Here is a 24,444-nt window from a genome sequence, read left to right on the forward strand (position 1 = left end):
CCTGGGGTATTTTGGCTAAAGCCCTTTTCTATTGGCAATTTTCACCGTTGGTTAAAACCAACGGCAATGAATAAAATTTATTTATCTGCTGATCAGATTTACGAAGTTTTTAAAACTTCGTAAATCTTGAAACGCAATCTTTATTTAGCAGGCAACTGAACCACCTGCTTATCCAAATTCCATCCTTCCAACAACACAGTCGGCGAACTAATTCCCAACTTAGCTAACGGCGCACTTACCGATACCGTAATACTTTCATGCGGGGCAAGGCTGAAATAATTACCTGTCCAATAACTTGGCATCACTTCTTCACCATTTTTCATCAATTGCGGGCGAACAAAAAATGCCAATTGGTTTGATGCATTAGTGAATTGCAGCGTCCATTTATTCTCGCTTGTGCCTTTTTCAGTTTTGATCATTTTGACCTGTACCTGCGCATGCTTCATATCACTTAATGTTTTAAAATCATCATTAGCTGATAGCCAGTACACATTGTGTGATACCGTTTTACCTTGCGCATTGGTAAGGTTTAATACCACAAAGCTTACACCATTTGTAGCAGCCAAAGCATCTTTTAATTGGATAACTTCTTTTACGCCTGTTTGTGCCAAACCAACATTTGCCACTTTTACCGATTTGATAAGCTTGCTGTTGATATCGTAAATATCAGCCGCAGCCGTAAGGCTACCCGTTGCATGGTGTGTACGATTAATAAGGGCTATCGCCGAATTATCATAATTATATTGAATATGTACCGGCTCGCAGGCATTTTGCATGGCGTAGAAACCGGCGTTAGGCTCCAGGTACCAATCGTAAATCTGCCAGATCACACTTGGCAGGGCAGCATTCAGTTTCCAGAGCATTACGCCGCCTGTTTCGTTCAGCTTATGGCCATCGGCTTCAAAAATACCGCGGTAGCCAACAGCGTTCATCAGCTGCATTTTGTCGGAAAAATTGACGATGCTGCCTGGTGGGCCGTATCTTTTGGCCATTTCCTCGTAGTATTTATCATACCTGCCTGCTCCGGTTGCCGCATCATGGTATCCCCATGAGTTATTGAGCGGGAAAGGCAAAGTGGTATCCCAAACTAAATTAGGGATGATCTTCGGCAGGGTAGTATAAGGCGGCTGCGACGGCAAACCGGTTTCATCTTTAAATACCCAATCCTTAGCATCATTGGCCAGTCTATAATAATCTTTAGGGTCCTTCCACTCGTAGGGGCCACCGCTATACACACCCGACGGCATATCATCCGGCCATGAACCTTTCCAACCTGCAGGCAGCTTGGCAAAGCCCGATGAACTTGGAATAAACGGACGGGTACCATCCAATGTGATAATATCGTTCCGCATCACATCATACAATTCCTTGCGCGCATGGCCTTCGTTTCCGCCTGTCCATACCAATAAGCTTGGATGGTTACGGATGCGATAAATAGTACTTTCTACGTTTTTGATAAATACATTACCTTCCAACGGCCAATCGGGCGAGCCTTTAAACTCACCCTGGGTATCGCCGGTAATCCAAAAATCGGACCATACCATCTGGCCATATTTATCGGCGGCATTCCAAAACTCATCCGGCTCGGTAACTCCTCCACCCCAAATGCGCACCAGGTTTACGTTGGCCGTACGGCACAGGTGCATCTCGTAATCATAACGGACCGAATCGCGGTTCACCATCATATCCGGCACCCAGGCACCGCCTACCAAGTGCACTTCTTTACCATTCACATAAAACTTACGGCGTACAAAGCCATTGGCAGTTGTTTCTGCTTTCGAGGCTACCTTACGGATACCGAATACAAAAGTGGTATCATCACTAATGGTATTACCCTCGCCATATTGCAAACGGATACGATAAAGATTTGCCTTACCATATCCATTAGGCCACCATAATTTAGGTTGACGGATAATTAATTGACTAATCTTATCGGCAGTCAACTCAACCCCTTTTTCGGCATTGGCGGCTATTGATATAGCCTGGTTAAATTGTACCGGCGCGCCCGCAAAGTTTTCAGGTTTTATGCTGATGGTAAGCTTGCCATTGTGTATAGCCGCGGTATTATTGGTTAACGTTAGGTTTAATGATAGTTTGGCTGTACCGGTATCAGGCAGATTAGGCAGATCGGTTACCAATTTTGGCTTCCCGATAGTTACCGCACCAGTAGTACGCAGATAAACCGGTAGCCAAATACCCATATTACGATCACGTACCGGCGGAATCCAGTCCCAGCCCGACGAGCAAAGCATGGTTACGTTTTTGCCGATATCGCCTGTAGGGCCTCCGTTTTCATAAAATGGACCGAGGGCTTTGAGTTGCTCTTTTGCGGGATAACCGGGGTAGTCTAAAGGATAAATTTTTACGGCCAGGGCATTTTTGGCACCTGCCTTAACAGCTCTGCTTACATCTAAATTATGTTCGGCAAACATGCCTGCCATTTGTGTGCTATCTGCAATTTGCCTACCGTTAAGCCATACGGCAGCACGGTAGTTAATTCCTTTAAATATCAGCTGAAACCTTCGGCCTCTATCCCCGGCAGGCACTTTAAAAGTGGTGCGGTACCAGTAAGGTTTTTTCCAGGGGTTAGGATCGTTAGGCAGGTGACTGTACTGCTCCAGATTATATTCTTTATTAAACTGATCGGATGCATCGGGGATTAGCATATTGTTCAGTCCCTGGTAAGGACCAGGATAGATATGGTTGGCTACCAGCCCTGTCAACACCGTTGAAGGTACTTTTACCGGAAACCAATAAACCGGCGAATGATAGTTTGTTGCCGATAGTTCAGCGCCCGAAGCGTTGATCAAAGCTGAAGATTGCAGATCAAAATTAACAAGTTTAACCTGTTTAACAGCACCCGCCTGCGCCTGCGCAAATACAGGTAAAAGGCATGCTGCCAAAACACTTAAAGCCGAATAAATACTTTTTTTCATTTAGTACGTGGATAAATAGGTTTGGTAAAACTACTTAACCTACAGCCAGATACAGATGTACTTATTTATCAATTTATTGTACAAATGAAACGTTTTACTGTTGTCTGAATCAGAATTTACAGGATTTTAGAATTTTCAGAATGATGTTTGAAGAAATGGTGTATAAATTGTTTACGACAGCCTTGCGCTCGTTTGCAACGAGTGCTTAATGTGGGTTTGCGTTTATAACGCAAACCGCGCGATGCAATCGCGAAATCATGTTAAGCACTCGTTGCAAACGAGCGCAAGATGAAGTTGGTGATAAAAGTTTTATTTTTTAACCGACTTATTCTTCAACACAATAACCGGCTCATATAAATCCCAATCAGGTTTATAATCCTTTTGATTCATTAAACCCTGCGCACCAACCGAAAAATTACCCAAAACAATATCCGTATCCCCATCCCCATCAATATCATCGGCATCCATCGAAATCCATCGGCCTAATTTATTAACGGGAATCTCGTGCACTTTAAATTTGCCGGGGCTTACCTGCTCGTGATAGGTAAACCCTTCGGTAGGATGATATTCATAATCGGGGAAGAAGGCTATCACAGCCAAATCAAGGTCACCGTCTTTATCAAAATCATTAGCTATGGCCTTTGAACAGCCGTTAATGTGGTAAAAATAGGTTTGTTTAAACTTCCAGTTACCCTGGTTGGTAAAAATGTAAACACCATGATAAGGCTTAAACACCGGCGAATAATCATTGTTATCCCCACAGGTGTACAAAACATCCAATTTCCCATCATGATTAAAATCAACTAACTGAAAACTGCTTGAGCCATATACCGGTGGAAAACGCATGATGTTTTTAGTAACAAAGCCGCCTTTTTTATCATTCAGAAAAAGCCAGATCCCTTCATCGGCCTGGGCAAACAGGCAGGCTATATCGGGCCAGCCGTCGCCGTTGTAATCGCCGGTATAAACTATTTCGGGGCCGGGAATAGCACGGATAATTTTTCTTTTAAATTGATGATTGGATTGCTGTTCTACCAGGAACAATCCTCCCCTATCTCTGCCGAAACCACAGGTTACGTAATCCATTAAACCGTCCTTATTAAAATCAGCAGCCGCGCTTTTAACCGGTCGCGGCAGGCTGTGTTCTAACAGTGTGGTATCTTTTTTATTTAGGTTGATATGCAGTAATGAGCCTTTCAACTCATCATTTGGCGGCAAGATACCTATACAGGTGATCACCGCACTGTTAGGTTCGGTAGCTGTTTGATAAAAGGAAGCATCGGTTATGGGCGAGTGAAATGTTTTGATTAGGGTTGAGCTCAGGTTACTATTCCAGCGGTAAAGTTTATTGCCGGCGTCACCTGTGTAAAAATGTTTATCTATCGGGTTAAAGGCCACCATGGTGGTCATGGCTTCACCGTGTTTCCTGTCAACCTGTTTTGGCTGTTCAACACCAAATATAGCCGAATCAATTACAGCATTGGGTTTAGGGATCTTCAGTTTTTTGGGAGAGGCGTACCGGTAATAAACCAGGATCTTTGTCCAATCGGCTAATGATAAGGCAGCATTCGGCCCGGCTATGTATTGATCCATAAAGGGCCGCATGCCTAATTTAGCGCCCATGGCCGGTAGGATGTATTTATTCCAGGTGGCGCTATCCAGTAACGACGCATCAGGAGCTTCGTGACAACGGCCGCAATAAATTACGGCTGTCTTTTTCGCTCCGGCTAAAAGCTCTTCATCGGTCGGTTCGTTATCTCCGCATCCGGTCAGAATAGACCCGATAGTAAAAACCAATCCGCTTATCAGTAACCATAAATCGCGCTGCCTTACCCTTCCTTCCCTCATTTATATTCGCGGTTAAGCTTACTTCTTAGTATGATTTTCGAGTACGATAAGCGGCAGATGTTTATCCCAATTGGGTTTAAATCCATCCTGAAACATAAAACCATCAGCATAATTACCTAAAACCAAATCGGGCTTGCCGTCATTGTTCAGGTCGGTCATTTCCATACACATCCAGTGTCCGTATTGACTAATGGGCAAGGCATGCGGTTTAAAGCTGAAAGGTTTATCCTGCTCAAAATAAATAAACTCTTCGGCCGGGTTATTTTTCATATCGGCAAAAAAGGCTATAGTAGCTATGTCCAGATCGCCATCGCCGTCAAAATCTGCTGCTATGGCTTTGGTGCAGCCATTTATCGGGTAAAACCAGCGCTGCTTAAAGTTCCAGTCGCCTGTGTTTGTAAAAATGTATAAACCATGGTAAGGTTTCAGGATCCTCGAATCACGGTAATTATAGCCGGCAGTTAGGATAAGGTCGGGTTTGCCATCATGATCGATATCGCTTAACTGAAAACTACTGCAGCCATACACCGGCGGAAAATGAAGCAGGTTGCGGGTTGTAAAACCACCTTTCTGATCATTCAGCAATAACCATAAGCCTTCATCGCCGCTGCCCGTCAATAGCATAATATCCGGCCATCCGTCATTATTAAAATCGCCGGTTTGGGTTTGTACTGATCCGGGTTTATCGTAAATAGTTTGCTGATCGTAAGTATGATCCTTATTTTGCTTTAGCAGGTATACGCCGCCTTTAAATTTCCCTTGTCCGCAAACTATTACATCGGCCAGGCCATCTTTGTTAAAGTCGGCGGTTGTAGTATTTACAGGGCGGGGTAAATCAGATGCGATATAGGTTTGATCCTGGTTAACGTGTGCGGCATCAAGGTTTACTTTAACTACTTTACCATTCGGAAAATCTATAGGGGCCATACGGCCTATGCATGCAAAAAAGCCTACATTATGCCCGGCGCTATCAGTACCAAAGCTAACGCCCACCGCAGCCGACGGTAATTTAGCCAGCGAATCCATTTTAAGGTTGCTGTCCCAGCTATTCAGCTTCTCGTCAACAGCATCGGCGCTGTACATGCGGTGTGTAGCCGGATTGGTAGCCACCATGGTTGTAAACGCTGTATAGCTAACGGGTGCGGGCTTTTTTAAGGTAAAGCCGGCCCAATCATCAATAAGCGGAATAGGTTTTTTTGCGGGCAATAAAGTATCCGGCGCAGCTTTTTTGTAATATTCAATAATGGCATTCCACTCATTAATTGTTGCACCTGCGGTATCCAGCGGGTTATCCTTAAAATAGCCATTGCCACCATACGTTGAGATGTGCAGCAGCGGAGCCATATTGGCCAGGGTATGATTTACCCAAACATCTTTTGGCAAGGCATCTGCCGGTACAAGTGCATGGCAGCGGGTACATTTTAATTGCACCAGGTTTTTACCGTCAACCATCACATCACCGGTAAATTTATAAGGTTGATAAACCGGTTTTGATTTACAACCGTTAAACAGCGTTAAACCAGCCGTTATTGCAGAAAATAAAAAAAGGTATGATATGGTTAAAACTCCTTTTTTAAATCTCATATAAATAGTTCAATGTGTTAGTTTTTAAGTTTTATTTTTTTCCAGATGTACTCACCAACAGCCCTGCCTTGAACCGCACCCTGGTCTACACTGTTTTTAAAGTGGATACCTCCATAAAACCTACTTATAGACGTTTCATCAGATGCTTTTAAAAAGGAATCAAAGTGGCGCTGCATACCGATGTAACGCAAATCACTGGTATCCTGGTAGGCAAAGTTATCACCAAACAAATGAGTTAACATTACCGCAGATGCCGCGCTGATATCGCTGTGACCACTGGGGTATTCTGGGAAGGGCGGCGTTTGTAACATCGGCAACCAATCATGATCAATTTTATCATTGATAATGGTTACCGGCCTAATGTAATTTGTTTCATATTTTACCTGCCAGCCGCAAATAAAGGCATCAAACAGAGCAATGGATGTAAGGGCGTAGGCTTGCGCTGTTTTTAACGCATCAGCATGTGTCTGTTTACAGGCAATGGCCGTAATGCCAATCCAGTGCCCGCCAGGGGTAATTTTTTTATTGGCAAACATCATGTGTCCTTTGTGCTCAATTACAAAAGGGTTGTCATCCCAAAACCTGGCAATGGCTCTTTGTTCGGGTGTGATGTTTTTGCTCAGGTTGTAAACCTCAAGGGTTTGCCTGAAATACTCACTGTTTTTATCCTCGCTAAAGGCGGGAGGCGGAGGAAGCGGAAACATGGTTGAGGTATCTACCGCAAAAGTATGCATCGTTCCCCAGCAAAACTCAACGCCATCCAGGTAATCAGGAGGGGTTGGGTGCCAGTTTCCGGGATTATCATTACCTAAAAATCTCGGCTTACCGCGCGTTTGCGGATAATTATCAACCGATGCCCTTTTTAATACATACTTGCCAATCTTCTCGCCAAAAGCCATCGAGCGGGCATAGGTCGAATCGTCAAGATTGCTTTTGTACATGGCGTACATCTTAGCTTCGTATTTTTTTAACGAATCGATAGAGAAAGTAACCTTATGCGCCACGGTAAAAAATGCAGAGGTAGCCGCCAGGGTATAGTTATATTTCAATCCTTTTTCGGGTACCGGCGGTTTACCGAATGCTTTGAGCTGCGCAGTTATCGAGTTGTATTCGGGATGCTCATAACGTAGCGCCTCGTAAGCAGCCAATGTGGTATAGCCGTAAATACGACTGGCAACCGGCGGTGTAAACACGTCATAAATAATAACCTGCGTAAGCTGATCAACATTATTGTGTATCACATCGGCATCCTTAAGCAGGGGGATCTTTTTTGATTTTTCACCACAGCTCAATAAAACAGCAAACCCCGCAAGGGCTATAAATATCTTAAAGCATCTCATTTGTAATAGTTTAATTAATTGGAACGGCTCGTTGATGACCATAGCTATCGGTTACGGTTACCGATGCCATATTACTTTCAATATTAAAAAATCTGCCCGATTGCGACAAGAACGAATTACCATTATAAAATTCCAGTTTAGCGGTTTTTCCGTTTTTATATTTTATGGTAGCAAATACATCAAAAGGCTGTAAACTAACCGTTTTTATTGGTCGTTTAAGCTCAAATAGTTTCATTGCCGCCTTGTTTTGAGTAGCTGCCAGCAGGTAATTACCCTTAGCCCCCCTTAACTTAACCAAAGCCTTGCCATCGCCGGGGATATAAATGCCGCTTTGCATAATGGTTTGTGGTTTAAAGCCGCCTTTGCCATCGCCTTTAAGCAACAAACCGTTAAAGGCATCATATCGGCCGGTCGAAACCTCGGTGCCGTAGTCGTTACCGTTAAGTGCCACATCCAGGTTGCCGTCGCCGTCAAAATCGTCAACGGTTATGCCGCACAGTTCAGACATCTGGGCTTCAACCGGCAGCGGCAAAGCTGTAAACTTGCCACCACCATCATTACGCAAATAAACCGATTGCAGGTAGTTTACCTTTAGCCTGATTGCTCCCTCACGCATTTTAGGCGTTATCACCGAATCCATGGTTGCCACTGCAAACGAGCGGTAATTTTGGAATTTAATACGCATACTAATCATCTGTTTAACAACATCATCCCTGCCATACGCCGGAAACTCCTGCATCTTACCTTCCTGATCTTTTAAAAACACTGATGGGAATGCATCATAGCTGCCGTTGTTATCAAAATCTTTAGCAGTAATGTATATCGGGTACTGATCTGATGCTTTATAAAAAGTATTAAGCCCGGTGTTGCCTACTATGTAGTCGGTGTCGCCATCGTGATCAAAATCGCCGGCGGCAATGGTGTTCCACCAGCCCAGTTTATTTTCAACTCCGGTAGCGGCGGTTATATTTTTAAATGTGCCATGATTATTTTTAAGGAAAGTGATAGGCATCCACTCGCCGGTAAGGATCAGATCGGGCCAGCCGTCGTTATCAAAATCAGTAAAAGTGGCGTCGCAAACCAGGCCGATGTTATTCAGCTCTTTTGCTGCCGATGCGGAAACGTCGGTAAACTTAATTACCCCGTTTTTACTGTCGTTACGCAAAATGAAACTTGATACAGGCTTAGGATAATTCCATGGATCAACCCGGCCGGATATAAACAGGTCCATTTTACCATCGCGGTTAATATCTGCTGCTTTCACGCACAATTTGCTGGTAAGGTTTTTAGGTAAAGCATCCGGCTGTAGTTTAAAATTGCCCTTACCATCGTTTACGTATAACCTGTCCTGGTAATTGGCTGATCCCGGTTCGCTTTCATTGCCGCCACTGGCTACATATAAATCGAGGTCGCCATCGCCATCGGCATCAAAAAGCAGCATGCCTTCATCCTTAACCTGTACCGGCGACATCATATGGGCCATATCGTTGGCATTTGAAGCCTGTATTATTTTAGGCTGAGATACCAGGTCGCGCTGAATAAATTTACCGTTGGCCTGCTGTAACAGCAACTGCGCCGGATATTTGGTTGTACCGCCAACCACCATATCGTCAAAACCGTTACCGTCAACATCGCCAACTGCAACCGCCGGGGTGTATTCCGATAGTTTGTGCGGAATCATTTTCTGAACGTTAAAGTCGATATAGTCCTGTTCCTGGTGTTTATAGGTAATACCTGCCGATTGTGTTACATCTTTAAACAGCGTGGTATTATCTATGGCCGGGTGATTATTGTTATAATCAAGTTTTGCATCGGCAATTTTAACCTGCAGGGTTTGATTGGTTTTAACATTAGCAAGTACCTGCTTTTTACCATTGTTCCATTTAATCACCACCGAATCGACTTTGCTGATATTGCCCAGGCCAAAATGCGCTATGCCCTGAATGGTTGACAGGTAGCCCCGGTATGGCGTATTTTCATAATACTGATGTTTGCCATGATCGTAATAAATATCGGCAAAAGCGCCAAGACCGTTTATATTTTTCGGGCCGCCGTGAAATTGTATATGTAAATAATTATTACCGTTGATATCTGTTTTACGGGCTGTATTTTTATAAATGAAAGCCTCATCGTTAATATTATTGATCACCATATCCATAGCGCCGTCATTATCCAGATCAGCATAGGCGCAGCCATTTGAAAACGACGGAACACCCAGTCCCCAGCTTTTGGTTACATCTTCAAACTGCAAACCATTGGTGTTTTTAAAAGCGTAGTTCGGGATCTTAACAATCGGGATCTGCTCCAGCACCTGTTGGGTTGATGCAACAGAAAAAGCCATTTGCCTGAAGGTAATAAAATCATGATCGGTTACATCGCGCGGATAACCATTGGTTATGATGATATCGCGATAGCCATCGTTATCAAAATCGGTTATCATCGGGCCCCAGCTCCAGTCGGTTTGGCCAACACCGCTTAAAAAGGCCACATCGCTGAATGACGGATCACCTATCGAGTCGTTCCCGCCAAGGCGCGGTCCGTTATTAATTTGTAAAGTGTTGCGGGTATATTGATACTGGTATTTATAGCGGTCAAAATTCTGGAAGATCTGGTAGTTATTTGGCGGCATGAACATCTTTTTGCGATAATTATCTTCCGGGTTCATGTCTACCTCAAAAACATCGGCAAGACCATCATTGTTCACATCCTCAATATCCTGCCCCATCGAGCTGAAAGCGGTGTGTTTAAAATACTCCTGCACCTTATCGGTAAAGGTGCCGTTGCCGTTGTTAATGTATAAAATGTTATCGGTTAAAAAGTCGTTAGTTACATAAATGTCTTTCCAGCCATCGCGGTTAATATCCACAATGGTGGCGGCGTGGCCATATCCTTCGGTACCTATGCCTGCCTGTTTGGATACATTGGTATAAACCGGGTGGTTTAGTTTTGCATCCCAATCGCAACGGTAAAGCTGCCCGGTACTACGGTGGCTGCCATTGGTAATTATCGGTCTGAAAGTGCTCTGGTTATCGCCTGCTACCGCTTCATTAACGGTGAGGTACATATCCAGGTCGCCATCGTTATCATAATCAAAAAACGAGGCCATGGTTGAGTGGAGTTTTACATTGAGGCCGTACTCCTTAGCCATTTCTTTAAAGCGGGGTACCCCGTCTTTCCCAATCCCCTGGTTTACGTACAGCAAATTGGTACGCTTAACCGAATCATCAAGTAAAGTATAGCATACATAAAGGTCCATCAGGCCGTCGTTATTAATATCAACAACAGCCACGCCCCTGCCCCATCCGCCGCTACCGCGTACGCCTGCCGCATCGGTTACGTCATCAAACTTCATATCGCCTTTATTAAGGTAAAGTTTGTTTGATGTGGTATTGGCAACAAAGTATATATCCTGCAACCCATCGTTATTAAAATCGCCTATGCCCACGCCGCCACCGTTATAAAGATTAAGCTTGGTAAGCGGATTAATGCTATCGTTTTCAACAATGGTATTTTTAAAAGTAATGCCCGAATGCGACGACGGAACCTGTTCAAACAGTGTATTTTTTTTACAGGAAGTAACAGCACATACCAACAGCAATACAAAGGGGATAATATACTTCATTATGGATATCAGGCTATAAAAAAAGGTGGAGATAAATATCTCCACCTAAAGTTAGAATATTTAAAATCAAGCGTTAATTAATAACCAGGATTTTGTTTAAGTTTTGAAGCACCGGTTGAACCTGAAAGGTCAATTTCGCTTTGAGGAATTGCGTAGTACTCGTTTTTACCTTTGGTAAAGTGAGCGCCGTTAAGCTGTGAGTTAACATTCACGTCGTAAGCAAAGAATGCATTGATCTCATCAGCCATGCTGCCTGTACCCTGATCCCAACGTTGTAAGTCGAAGAAACGCTGACCTTCCATAGCTAATTCCAATTTACGCTCGAAATGGATAGCCATACGGGCGTAGTTTTTATCGGCAAATGCACCGGCTGGGTAAGGTTTAACTAAATAATTATCAGCTGCGTCGGTTTTAACAGTATACTCAGATTTTGACGGATCATAAGCCGAACCTTTGTAAACCCACCAGCTTTGATTGGCAGCGCGGTTACGCACCATGTTTACATAAGTTAAAGCTTTGTCAACACTACCTACTTCAACTTCTGCTTCAGCAGCCATTAACAGTACATCGCTCCAACGCATTAAGTTGATGTTGTTCGAGGTAACCTCGTTAGCTGCCCAGTAGTTTTCGGTACTTGAGTTGGTGCCTTTTTCGGCAGATGAATAAACGTTTTTACGTGGGTTGAAAACACCATCTGTAGGGTCACGGATCCAGCTTGCAGGAGGATTACCCCAGTCAAGGTAAGGGATGTTAGGACGGCCCATGGTGATATCGATACGTGGATCTAAAGTACCTGTGTAAGGATCTGTTTTACCACTCACTTTTTTACCTGTATTGAAGGTAGTGAATAATGGCAAACCAGTAACAGCGTCTGTTTTAAATGAGTTACCTAACGATTGTGATGGGTTAAACCAACCGCAGCATGCACCAGGGCCGCTGTTGTAAGGGAAGTTCAGCTCATCGCCGGTATTACCGTTGTTACCACCAGAGTTATCATTAACCGAAGATTGAGCAGCAAATACAGATTCAACGCTGTTTTTCTGGCCAGCCTGTGGGCTAAAGTTTTTCTGCATATTATCATTAAGCGCAAAATGATCGCCGCTTGGTTTGGTACCGTTAGGTATCAGGTTATCATACAAAGCTTTAGCTTCGGCAAATTTGTGCTGAAACATTTTTGCTTTTGCCAGATAAGCCATAGCAATCCATTTGTTGGCACGGCCTTTTTGCGTTTGCAACGCAGGGATATTATCAATACCTGCCTGCAAATCAGCTTCAATGTTTGGCCAGATGTCTTTGTCATTTGGCTGGTTTGCATCGGCTTGTGTTTCGTCTACGTAAGGTACCATGTTGTACAGCTTCTTCAACTCGAAGTAGTAGTATCCCCTTAAAAACCTCGCTTCGCCAGTAATCCTTTTAACATCATCAGCCGAGATATCTTTAGCTAAAGGTAAGGTACGCAAAACGTCGTTAGCACGGCTTACTCCGTTGAACAATAGCTTGTATTTATCTCTGATGTATGGATTTGATGTTGAATAAGTAAAATTACCTACCGGCAAAGCATCGTTACCACCATCTGACGGCTCAGAACCTTTATAAGCATCACCGGCAGCAACACTACCAAATAACCAGTTTGAACCGGCCGCGTTGATACCGCCACCGTTACCGCCCACACCGTCAAGTAATGAGTATGTACCAATCAATAAACTCTCAACACCTGTTTTGTTGGCCACAATATTCGGACTTAAGCTTTGAAGTATTGGCCGGTTAAGCATATCCTTACGACATGCGTACACCAGGCACACCAATAGTAATACTATTGGCATGATCAGTTTCATTTGAATTTTTTTCATAACTTTTATATTAAAAATTTCTCAATGTTTAGAAAGATGCATTAACACCAATGTTGTATATCTTCTGTCCGGCAGGGTAGTTACCAAAGTCGATACCGAAGCTGGTATTATCACTCAGGTTTGAAGGCTGAAGTTCAGGATCCAGACCAGAGTATTTGGTAATTGTAAATAAGTTGTTAGCTAACACGTAAAACCTTATCCTTTTAATACCTAAAGCTTTGATTTTAGCATTTGGTACGGTATAACCCAACATCAATGATTTTAACCTTACATAGTTACCACTTTCAACGTACCATGAGTTTGGCTCGCCTGTGTTATCAGCGTTAGCTGTACGGGTTAATACCGGGATAGTAGCTTTGCTGTTATCAGCACCTGGTTTCCAAACTTTAGGGCCTAAGATGTCTGCACTTACGTTACCTGTAAATACCTGAGGGAAATAAGTCCAGTATTTAATATAGTTAAAGATTTTGCCACCGAACGAACCGTATAGGAAGGCGTTCAAATCAAAGTTTTTGTAAGTAACATTCAAAGTAAAACCGCCTGTAAATTTAGGGTTCGGGTTACCAATGAAAGTTTTGTCATCAGCACTGATCTTTCCGTCACCATTAACATCGGCATATTTAAATAAACCCGGACGTGCATTACCATCGGTCGGAGAAGCAGCTATATCAGCAGCATCCCGGTACAAGCCGATAACTTTATAACCATAAAACTCACCAACCGGCTGGCCAGGTTGCAACCTCACAAAGTTTTGCAGACGGGTTGAACCTGAGCTGTTACGATCCTGGTATTTGGCACCGTTTAAATTTGTTACGTTGTTTGAATAGTGGCTCACGTTTAAGCTCACGTCATATTTCCAGTCGCTACCGGCGTTACCGTGGTAACCTGTAATAATCTCGAAACCTTTGTTTTTGATGTTACCACCATTAACGTACGGCAAGTTTTGAACAGCGCTTGGTGCCGTTGCAATACCCGGAGCTGTTGAACCAAATAATAAACCTGTTACAGATTTTTCGAAATACTCGAATGTGAAATCAAATTTGTTGTTGAACAAGGTAGCATCAAAACCAATATTTTTGATCTTATCAGTTTCCCATGTAGTAGCCAAGTTACCTATTTGAACACGGTATAAACCTGTTACGGTTGAATTACCTGTACCGGTAATATCATAGTTGGCGTTACCGTTTGATTGTGCATATAAGTCGTAAGCATTGCTTAAACGGGTCTCAACACCTGCAAGCGAACCAAGACTACCGTAGCTACCACGGATTTTCATATCATTAAGCCAGCTCACATCTTTCAGGAAAGCCTCTTTCGAAATTCTCCAACCGGCGGTTACTGACGGGAAAGTACCCCATTGGTGACCAGGAGCGAAATATGACGAACCATCACGACGGATAGTAGCGCCTAAAATATACTTTTCATCAAACTGGTAATCTAATTTAGCAAAGTATGATAGCAGACCTGCATCAAACAACTGATCAACGCCGTTACTTGGTGGGTTGGCACCGTTAGCTACCGTTACATAGTTAGGATCGAAAGAGATGTTGTAGTTACCACCGCCTGCACGGATACCGCGACGGTAGGTAGTAATTGCTTCCGAGCCACCTAAAAACGCTATTTTATGTTTACCAAATGTTTGGTTGTAGTTTAAAGTGTTGGTCCAGGTATACTGACTGTTATAACCAGCAACTTCGGTAAAACCATTGGTTGAAGTATTACCTTCCGAGTTTTCGTAAGCCGGTTTATTAAAGAAGTAATAGTAATAGTTATCTACAGTACCACCAAACTGCGTACGGATAGTGAAATGTTTCAGGAAGTCAACTTCGGCAAAAACGTTACCGGTAATATCCCAGTTATTGTTGCGGTTGTCTTTTGAACGTTCCTGAACTGCAACAGGGTTACTTGAGTTACCTAAGCTACCCGAGCGGGTACCGGCAAAATTACCTTTAATATCATAAACAGGAATAACCGGTGGTTCGCGATAGATATATGATATCGCGTTACCTTCGTTTTGGTTATTGCTTACGTTAGGGTTACGCTTGTAAAAAATATAAGCATTTTCACCTACGCGGATGTGCGGACCTACGGCAAAGTTGGTGTTGATCCTGGCTGCATACCTTTTAAAGTAGGTATCAATTAAAGTACCTTGTTGATTAAGGTAACTGATTGACATTAAATAGGTAGATTTTTCGCTACCACCGCTTGCTGTAATATTATGGCTTTGTATTGGAGCTGGCTTGAACACTTCGTGAAACCAGTCGGTACCTTGTTTATTGGCGCGGGTAATCTGGTTATCCGTTACAAAGGGGTTTAACAGGTAAGTTGAGGGATTGGTTTTAGGATCACCTTCTTTAGCACCTGCAGGAGTGATATAATCAGGGATAGTCCAGGTACCGGTTTTTCCGGGGTCATACTGAACGTTGCCATCAGCCAATGGACTTGTACCGTCAGCTTTGGGGCTGTTTTTGTACGATTCGTAAATAGCCTGCACATAAGTTTTACTGTCGGCAAGTTTAAAACCATCTTTTAAAGGCCTTTGTGTACCATAGTAAGCATCGTAGCTAATAGTTGCGGCACCACTTTTACCTTTTTTAGTAGTTACCAATACAACACCGTTTGAACCACGAACACCGAATATAGATGCCTGGCCGTCTTTCAAAACCTGGATACTTTCGATATCGTTAGGGTTTACGTCATTTAGCGAACCCTGAACACCATCGATCACAACCAGCGGAGCAGTACTGAAAATAGAGCCCACACCACGTACGTTTACAGTGGTATTAGCACCGGGGTTACCCGAGTTTACCACTGTAACACCTGCAGCAGTACCTTGCAGTAAGCTTGCTGTATTTGATGCCGGAACTGTTTTCATGTTGGCCACGTTAACCACCGATACCGAACCGGTGATATCTTTTTTACGCTGAGCGGTGTAACCTGTTACCACAACCTCGTTCAGCGTGCTGCTGCCCGATTGCAGTGTAATACGAAGGTTAACATCAGTACCTACTTTAACCTCGGTACTTTGATAACCAATGTACGATACCACGAGGGTATTGCCAGGGCTAAGGGTTAAGGTGAATTCACCGTTAACGTCAGTTACAGTACCTGTACTTGTACCTTTGACGCGTACGGATGCGCCAACCACCGGAAGCTTATCGTCTGAGCCGATAACCTTTCCTTTGTACTTTGTTTGGGCTGTAACTACCAATGAAGACACCAGGCAGCATAGCAGCAAACCCAGGAATCTTCCTTTTAGGAGTAAACTTTTAAACATGAGATTGAGATTTAGTTGATTAATATATTTGATTTAAGCTTTTTGGTCGATAATTGGCGGGCTATGTTTTGAGATAATAAGATACGCACCTGCATGAAACCTGGTTACACAGAGCAGTTGTGAGATGGGCTCCGTTAAACAGATTTTTGTGAGATAAAATGCAGGAAGTTGAAAAATGTAAAGGTTTTATCATATAATCTTCTCGCGCGTAATTTTTAAACTTTTACCGTGTTACCACTATTTTGGGGCTTCCGTTATCAGAAAACCTCCCTGGTTAAAATGTTATAATAATATTAGATTCTGTACGCTTTCTGCTTTTGCAGAAATTTATATTGGCTATGGAACTAATGTAAATAGTGTGTACTGTATACACAAGTGGGAAAAACAGATTTGCAAATTAATTATTTATAACCCATTTTATCCGTAAAAATTACAAATTGCAAACACTTTGTTAAAACATTATTAACAAGATACCTATTTTTTTAAAAATATCGCATTGCTAAATTGTTGCTATTATCAAATACCCGCCTCTAAAAAGTTATTAAAACAATAAATATCCATGTAACGGGCCTTTTACACTTCAATTTTAATCTCATTTTAATCCCGTACGAAGCATTGTCAATAATTCATCAAAGTGTTAAAATATCATCATACCTGCCATATACTGTCAAGGCAACATTTATTATTAATGATCAATAATAAATGTTAAAAATACATTTCCTCACCCTGTATTTTTTCAACAATAAATGTTTAATTAACATTTATGGCAATCGATTTCACAACGCTAAACATCACGTATTGGCCATTTTTGTTAAAATAAAAAAGCACCGGTAAAACTACTTACCGGTGCCTCTGCAATATTTTTATGGTAAAAAAATACCTTTACAATTTTTAACAAAGTGCTAAAAATGTATTATACCATTTTGAGCCTCATTTAGCCCACCAAATCGATGCTTTGTGGGTATTTGACGAGTTTGTGCCTATCTGAACAACAAATTCACCTGCCTCCCAATCATACTTCAACTGGCTGTTGTAAAATTTAAGCAGTTCGGTAGTAATTGTAAAGCTCACCTGCTTTGATTCGCCGGGCTGAAGATTTACTTTCTGATAGTTTTTTAATTCTTTTACTGATCGGCTGATGCTTGCCACAGGATCGCTGATGTATAGCTGTACCACCTCTTCGCCCGCATATTTACCGGTATTGGTTAAGGTAACCGTAGCGGTTAATGTTTCGTTACCTTTAAGCTTGGTTTTGCTCAAATTAACATCACTGTAATTAAAGGTGGTGTAGCTTAAGCCATAACCAAATGGATAAAGCGGATCATTAGAGATATCAAGATAATTAGATTTGAACTTGGTAGGACCGCTGCTATAAGGCCTGCCGGTATTTTTGTGGTTATAATAAATAGGTATCTGGCCTACGCTGCGCGGGAAAGTAGCGGTTAATTTACCGGCCGGGTTATAATCGCCAAATAAAACATCGGCAATGGCGTTACCTGCCTCTGATCCCGGAGCCCACACATCAAGGATAGCGCTGGCATGTTTATCCTCCCAGGTTAAGGTAAGCGGGCGGCCGTTAAATAATACAATCACCATTGGTTTGCCTAATTTTGAAAGCTCTTTCAGCATATTTTTCTGGCTTTCGGGAATATCAATATCCGAACGGCTTGATGATTCGCCCGACATGCTTTGCGATTCGCCAACAACGGCCACAATCACATCCGATTTTTTGGCAACATCAACTGCTTCCTGCAAAAGCTGGTCGGCTGGTTTAGGATCAACAGAAACCATTCCCGGGCCAAAATTTAAACGTTTAATAAATTCTGCATCTTCGGTAATGTTAGCACCTTTTGCATAGTTAACGGCAACATTGTTACCCACTACGTTTTTGATACCTTCCATCACACTAACTGATTTTTGCCATTCGCCGGCAATAACCCAGGTACCCAGCATATCGCGGTGATTATCGGCCAGGGGGCCAACCAACGCTATGCTACCCGATTTTTTTAAAGGCAGGGTTTCATTATCGTTCTTCAATAATACAAACGAATGTTTGGTGATCTCCCTTGCGGCAGCACGATTTGCCGGCGATAACTCTTCTTTAGCTTCCTTATCGGCATCCATCGATTTATATGGATTTTCGAACAGGCCTAATTTATATTTAGCCTCTAAAACACGCTGGCAGGCCAGATCAATTTCCTGCTGGGTGATTTTTTTCTGTGCAAGCGAGTTTTTCAGTGTTTTCAGGAAGCCCTCTCCCACCATATCCATATCCAAACCTGCTTTTAATGCTAAAGCAGATACAGTTTGCAGATCGCCAAGACCGTGGGCTGTCATTTCGTTTACGGCAGTATAATCAGACACTACGAAACCTTTAAAACCCCATTGCCTCCTTAGCAAATCGGTTAATAACCATTGGTTACCGGTTGCCGGTACTCCATCTACTGTGTTAAATGAACTCATGAAACTACCTGCACCGGCGTCAACAGCAGCTTTGTATGGCGGCAGGTAATCCTGGTACATTTTAATACGGCTCATATCTACCGTGTTATATTCACGACCTGCCTCGGCACCGCCATACAGCGCAAAGTGTTTTACGCAAGCCATAACCGCATCGGCATTTTTCATGCTGGCACCCTGGTAACCCTGCACCATAGCTTTGGCCACCTGCGAGCCGTACCATGGGTCCTCGCCCGAACCTTCGGAAATGCGGCCCCAGCGCGGATCGCGGGCTATATCAACCATAGGCGAAAATACCCAGTTAAGGCCCTCGCCGGTTGCTTCTTTTGCTGCAATTTGTGCCGATTGTTTAATCAGGTTCATATCCCAGGTTGCCGACATACCCAAAGGGATGGGGAAAATGGTGCGGTGACCGTGGATCACATCCAAACCAAAAATTAGCGGAATGTGCAACCTTGAGTTTTTTACTGCTATATCCTGGATTTGTCGGGTTTGCGCCGTACCCCAAACACCAAACACACCACCTATCGATCCTTTTTTAATATTTTCTTCAACACCTTTATTTACTACCGAACCTGTTGTTGCCGCACCGATTGTTACCAGGTTAAGCTGACCGATTTTTTCATCAACCGTCATTTTGCTCATCAGGCTTTTTACATAGGTGTTCATTTTTGCGTCTTCAGTTTTGTTTTGGGCCGACACCTTATTATAAGGCAACAGCGCCACGCAAAGCGGCATTACGGCAACGGCCAGCCGGCTCGAAAAATACTTTTTCATTTTTTGAATTTATTGGGTAGTAAATAATTGGTTAACAAATATGACTAATAATCAGGGCATTTCAGCACCTGCATAAATATTTTTGGTAAATTTTAAATGTCGAAATTACAGCATTTATCATAGTGTATTAAGTACACAATTGTAAATATTATAATTAAAAAATCAAACTTTATTTGTACAATAGCGCAAATGTTAAGTAAACAGCAACTTATTGAATACAGCGAGGATGCCCGTAAAAACTACGTGAACCATATTTCTATTGATTGTGTTGTATTTGGTTTTCATGAAGGGCAAATGAAAGTGCTGTTATTAAAAACTCACAACGAAGAGAAATGGTACCTGCCCGGAGGTTTTGTATTGAAACAGGAACCGATAGACGATGCTGCCGACAGGATTTTGAAGGAGCGCACCGGTTTGGACAAGATTTTTTTACAGCAATTCAAGGTATTTGGCGATCCTGACCGCTCAAAAGTGCATAATGACATGTACCAGGGCTTGATTCCCCAGGAACAAAACTGGTTTTCGGGCCGGTTTATATCCATCGGATACTATGCCCTGGTTGATTTTTTTGGTGTAAGCCCGCAACAGGATCAGTTTTCAGAACTATGTACCTGGCGCGACCTTGATGACATGCCCGAAATGGAGCTTGATCATGAAAATATTTACAAAACTGCATTGGATACACTGCGGCTGCAACTTAACTATCAGCCCATAGGTTACAACTTGATGCCTAAGGAGTTTACCATGCCCGAGTTGCAAAAGCTATATGAAACCATTTTGGGTAAAAAGCTGGACAGGCGTAATTTTCAACGCCGCATATTAGGTTTCGGCATATTGAACAGATCTGAACAACCACGCAAAGGCGGCGCGCATAAGGCTCCTTATTTATATTCGTTTGATTTGGAGAATTATCAGCACGCTTTAACCGAAGGATTTAAGGGGGGATGGTAAAAATCTGCTTATCGCTCCCGCTTTAAACGGCCGGGGGCGTATACTCCAGTTTCACCTGCACATTCAAATCCTCGTGCATGCTGGCAAATTGTTTGGGGTTACGGGTAAAATCGGCATCGGTATCCATATAAATATTGGTGATGCGCACCAATTCGGGATGTTTATCAGTACCTATATTATAGGTAAGGCCTTCGCTGCTCTCTAATTGTTGCTTTAGTACAAGATATTGCTTACCTGTTATTATGATCATTTTTTCGGCAGTCATCGTATTAAGTTTATTGTTGTTGAAGTACCCCATCCGTTGCTTTTACCGCAAACTGTATAATCGCAAAATTATAGCATATACGCTTTAGGATAGGGTTTGTTATATTTACTTCAAATATAACTCATATACATCCGCATAAATGATCAGGATAAAAAATTTACTGCCGGTATTTTTATTATTTGGCAGCACCACAATTTTCGCGCAGCAAACATTGCCTATTGCTGTTAATCTGCAAAAAACCTACACCAAAGGCACACGCACCCCAGCCGGAGCCCCCGGTAAAAACTACTGGCAAAACACTGCCGACTATGCCATTAAAGTAAAATTCGATCCCAAAACACACCTGGTAAGCGGTACCGTTGGTATCGATTATATTAACAATAGTCCCGATAGTTTAAAAAGAGTGCAGTTTAAACTTTATCCCAACCTGTACAAAAAGGCTGTTCCGCATCAGTCAAACATCTCACCTGCCGATTTAACCGATGGCGTACACATCAGTAGCCTAAGCATAAATAATCAGCCGCAGGATAGCACCCATCGCCGCGTTAACGGCACCAATATGACGCTGCGCGTTAAACCCATCGCCCCGAAACAAAAAGTGCATTTTGATATTGCTTACTCATATACCTTAAATCAAGGTTCGCATATCCGCACCGGGCAAATTGATACCGGTGCATTCTTCGTAGCATATTTCTTTCCGCGGGTGGCCGTTTATGATGATATTGACGGATGGAATGATTATCCATACACAGGTTCGCAGGAATTTTATAACGATTTTTGCCATTTCAGCGCCGAGATCACGGTTCCCGGCGATTATAAAGTATGGGCAACCGGCGATTTGAAAAACCCTGATGATGTTTACAACTCCCGCATTATTAAACGAATAGCCGACGCTTGTGTAAGCGATAAAGTGACGGACGTAATTACTGAGGAAGATGTTAAAGCCGGCGATATCACCAAAAAAGCGCCAACCCATACCTGGAAGTTTGAAGCCGACAGCGTTACCGATTTTGTTTTTGCCACAAGCAATCATTATTTATGGAAAGCATCCAGCCTGGTTGTCGATCCTAAAACCGGCAGACGTACACGTGTTGACGCTGTGTTTAACCCCAGCCACAAGGATTACTACGCCGTGGTTGATTACGCCCGCAAAACCGTAGAGGTGATGAGCTACAAATTTCCGAAATGGCCATTTCCATACCAGCACGAAACCGTTTTTGACGGATTAGACCAGATGGAATACCCCATGATGGTGAACGATAATCCGCTGGAGGATAAAACAGATGCCATCACCTTAACCGATCATGAAATATTCCATACCATGTTTCCGTTTTATATGGGTATTAACGAAACCAAGTACGGCTGGATGGACGAAGGCTGGGCCACCATTGGCGAATGGCTGGTAAGCCCCGAGATAGATCACTCGATTGTTGACCCTTACGGAGTAGCCGCTGTTGAACAAACTGCAGGACAGGAAGTTGATGTGCCGGTTATGACGCTTACCCCCGCCCTTATTGGCGCGGCCGGTTTTACCGATAGCTACCCGAAGCCTGCAATGGCGTATTTATATGTTAAAGATATGCTGGGCGATGAACTGTTTAACAAGGCCCTGCACTACTACATTGCCCAATGGCATGGTAAACACCCTATGCCTTATGATTTTTTTAACTGCATGAACACTGGTGCGGGTGTTAATATGAACTGGTTTTGGAAGGCCTGGTTTTTTGATAACGGGGTAACAGATTTGGGTATTGGAAAAGTAAATAACACAGGCGATAAATACAGCGTAGTGATTAACAAAGTTGGCAGTAAACCCATACCGGTTAATTTAACCGTTTATTATGCGGATGGAAGCACCCAACTTGTACATAAAAGCATTGCCGTATGGCGAACAGGCAACACCAGTACCAGGGTTGATTTTGCAGCTAAAAAAGCTGTTAAAAAACTGGTGTTAGGTACAACTTATGATCCGGATAGTAACAAGAAAGACAATGTGTGGATGAAAGCCAACTAATTAGCTCTCCTCCTCGCAGTTCGCGTCTTCACGTCTGGCTGCTATAAAGGCTTGCGGTCGTGAAGACAGGAGCCGCAGGGAAAAATATTCACCTCCACCTCACCGGGCGTGTCTTCACGCCCGGTTGCTAAAAGGATTGTAGTCGTGGACCTGCGAGAGAATAAAAAGGGAGCTTTTCGATCCCTTTTTATTTAGGCATCTACAATACACAGACCTGACCTATCAATTATTTAAAAAAACAGGTATATGTACTTACATACTTACAATCAAATTTTATAAATTTGAATTACGCATCCACCAGTTAACCTAAAAATTTTTATTTATGGATTTTTTAAAGGCGATATATGATCATATAACCGGCTTTTTTGGCTTAGGAAACTTATACAACATCATCAAATCCGGCGATTATAGCAAATTTTTATCCTGGGATGGTGTTACAGCCGTTTTGGGGCCAATGCTGCCTGTATTGTTAGTTGTTGAAATTATCCGCGGTGCCTTTTATAAAAAATTTAAGGTTATCCACTACAAAATCTCGTTCTGGACTTATGTGCTAAATGCTTTTATCGGCACAGTGTTATCAATCGCTATGGTAACATTGTGCATAGGCTTCTTCTCGCGGTTTGCTTTATTCAACACCACCTTTACCTGGTACTGGTTTATTTACGGATATATTGTTTGGGAGTTTGCCCATTTCTGGTACCACTACCTTGCACACAAAGTACGCATCCTGTGGTGCCTCCACTCCACCCATCACGCTCCCGAAAGCATGAATCTTTCGGTTACCTTTGCACATTTCTTTTTAGAAGCTCCTTATGCCGATTTGATCCGCACCAGCATTTGCATTTTATTAGGCGTAAATCCGCCCATGCTGTTTGTAATTATGTTTGTGGATGGTTTTTGGGGATCAATGATCCACATAGGCGAAAATTTGATTGAAGACGGGCGCTTAGGTTTTTTAAATAAGATAGTACTTACCCCTTCGCACCACCGGGTGCACCATGCGCGTAACCCGCTGTATATGGATACCAATTTTTGCAATTTGCTGCCCATTTGGGATAAAGTGTTCGGAACTTTTCAGAATGAGGACAGGAAGATCCCGATAGAATATGGCATCAGTCGCCCAATGATTAAAAACAGTTTTTTGGATGCTTATTTTGGAGAGATCATCGCCCTGGCTAAAGATGTTCATAAAGCACCGGGCATTAAAAATAAATTCCTGTACATCGTGATGCCTCCCGGCTGGAGCCATACCGGCGATCATAAAATGACTACGGTGGTGAAGAAGGCTTATTTTGAATCGTTGGTTAAGAATGATGGAGAGGAAAAGGACACTGTGGGGCAAGGAGAAAAGGCGGAGGTTATATAAAATCGCAAGAATTAAAGCACTGGTCGAAGTTTAGCGATAGCGTAACTTCGTCCTAAAGTGGCGGAAGCATTCTGCTTCCGGGTTGCTGCATCAAATACCTTCCAAGCCTGAAAAGATTAAGTGAAATTTGTAAAAGTTAAGCTGAAAGCTTAAC

General features: G+C 42.9%; 12 protein-coding genes. 3 read left to right on the forward strand and 9 right to left on the reverse strand.

The features are described from left to right. Window positions 1-140 precede the first annotated feature (140 nt). The 8 genes from HYN43_RS16840 to bglX all read right to left on the reverse strand — a co-directional run bounded on the left by HYN43_RS16840 (window position 141) and on the right by bglX (window position 19,694). Window positions 141-2,936: a glycoside hydrolase family 2 protein gene (locus HYN43_RS16840; protein ID WP_119410453.1), complete on the reverse strand. Its 2,796-nt coding sequence runs from the start codon at window positions 2,934-2,936 to the stop codon at window positions 141-143. 309 nt (window positions 2,937-3,245) lie between these two features. Then, window positions 3,246-4,784: an FG-GAP repeat domain-containing protein gene (locus HYN43_RS16845; protein WP_119410454.1), complete on the reverse strand. Its 1,539-nt coding sequence runs from the start codon at window positions 4,782-4,784 to the stop codon at window positions 3,246-3,248. 18 nt (window positions 4,785-4,802) lie between these two features. Next, window positions 4,803-6,368, reverse strand: coding sequence for an FG-GAP repeat domain-containing protein (locus HYN43_RS16850; RefSeq protein ID WP_119410455.1), 1,566 nt, complete (start codon window positions 6,366-6,368; stop codon window positions 4,803-4,805). A 17-nt stretch (window positions 6,369-6,385) separates the two neighbouring features. Further along, window positions 6,386-7,708 carry a vanadium-dependent haloperoxidase gene (locus HYN43_RS16855; RefSeq protein ID WP_119410456.1) on the reverse strand — a complete coding sequence of 441 codons (1,323 nt, stop codon included), beginning with the start codon at window positions 7,706-7,708 and terminating at the stop codon, window positions 6,386-6,388. Window positions 7,709-7,718: 10 nt separating this feature from the next. Next, on the reverse strand, window positions 7,719-11,330 hold the full coding sequence (locus tag HYN43_RS16860; protein WP_119410457.1) for a VCBS repeat-containing protein: 3,612 nt from the start codon (window positions 11,328-11,330) through the stop codon (window positions 7,719-7,721). A gap of 77 nt (window positions 11,331-11,407) precedes the next feature. Further along, complete coding sequence (locus tag HYN43_RS16865) at window positions 11,408-13,180, reverse strand: RagB/SusD family nutrient uptake outer membrane protein (RefSeq protein WP_119410458.1); 1,773 nt, start codon at window positions 13,178-13,180, stop codon at window positions 11,408-11,410. Between the two features lie 28 nt (window positions 13,181-13,208). Beyond that, a complete protein-coding gene (locus HYN43_RS16870) occupies window positions 13,209-16,457 on the reverse strand; it encodes a SusC/RagA family TonB-linked outer membrane protein (protein WP_119410459.1) in 3,249 nt (1,082 codons plus the stop codon). A 930-nt stretch (window positions 16,458-17,387) separates the two neighbouring features. Further along, window positions 17,388-19,694, reverse strand: coding sequence for a beta-glucosidase BglX (bglX, locus tag HYN43_RS16875; RefSeq protein ID WP_119410460.1), 2,307 nt, complete (start codon window positions 19,692-19,694; stop codon window positions 17,388-17,390). A gap of 189 nt (window positions 19,695-19,883) precedes the next feature. Between bglX and HYN43_RS16880 the strand changes: the two genes are divergently transcribed. Then, window positions 19,884-20,645, forward strand: a complete 762-nt coding sequence (locus tag HYN43_RS16880; protein WP_119410461.1) for an NUDIX hydrolase — start codon at window positions 19,884-19,886, stop codon at window positions 20,643-20,645. Window positions 20,646-20,667: 22 nt separating this feature from the next. Here HYN43_RS16880 and HYN43_RS16885 read toward each other — a convergent pair whose 3' ends face one another. Beyond that, window positions 20,668-20,910 carry a hypothetical protein gene (locus tag HYN43_RS16885; RefSeq protein ID WP_162996529.1) on the reverse strand — a complete coding sequence of 81 codons (243 nt, stop codon included), beginning with the start codon at window positions 20,908-20,910 and terminating at the stop codon, window positions 20,668-20,670. 139 nt (window positions 20,911-21,049) lie between these two features. Here HYN43_RS16885 and HYN43_RS16890 point away from each other — a divergent pair, with 139 nt between their 5' ends. Continuing rightward, the gene (locus HYN43_RS16890) at window positions 21,050-22,924 is read left to right on the forward strand and encodes a M1 family metallopeptidase (RefSeq protein WP_119410463.1); all 1,875 of its coding nucleotides are present in this window, start codon (window positions 21,050-21,052) and stop codon (window positions 22,922-22,924) included. Window positions 22,925-23,246: 322 nt separating this feature from the next. Beyond that, a complete protein-coding gene (locus HYN43_RS16895; protein ID WP_119410464.1) occupies window positions 23,247-24,290 on the forward strand; it encodes a sterol desaturase family protein in 1,044 nt (347 codons plus the stop codon). Window positions 24,291-24,444: the final 154 nt, after the last annotated feature.

Origin of the sequence: Mucilaginibacter celer (genome assembly GCF_003576455.2) — a bacterium.
Taxonomy (GTDB): Bacteria; Bacteroidota; Bacteroidia; order Sphingobacteriales; family Sphingobacteriaceae; genus Mucilaginibacter; species Mucilaginibacter celer.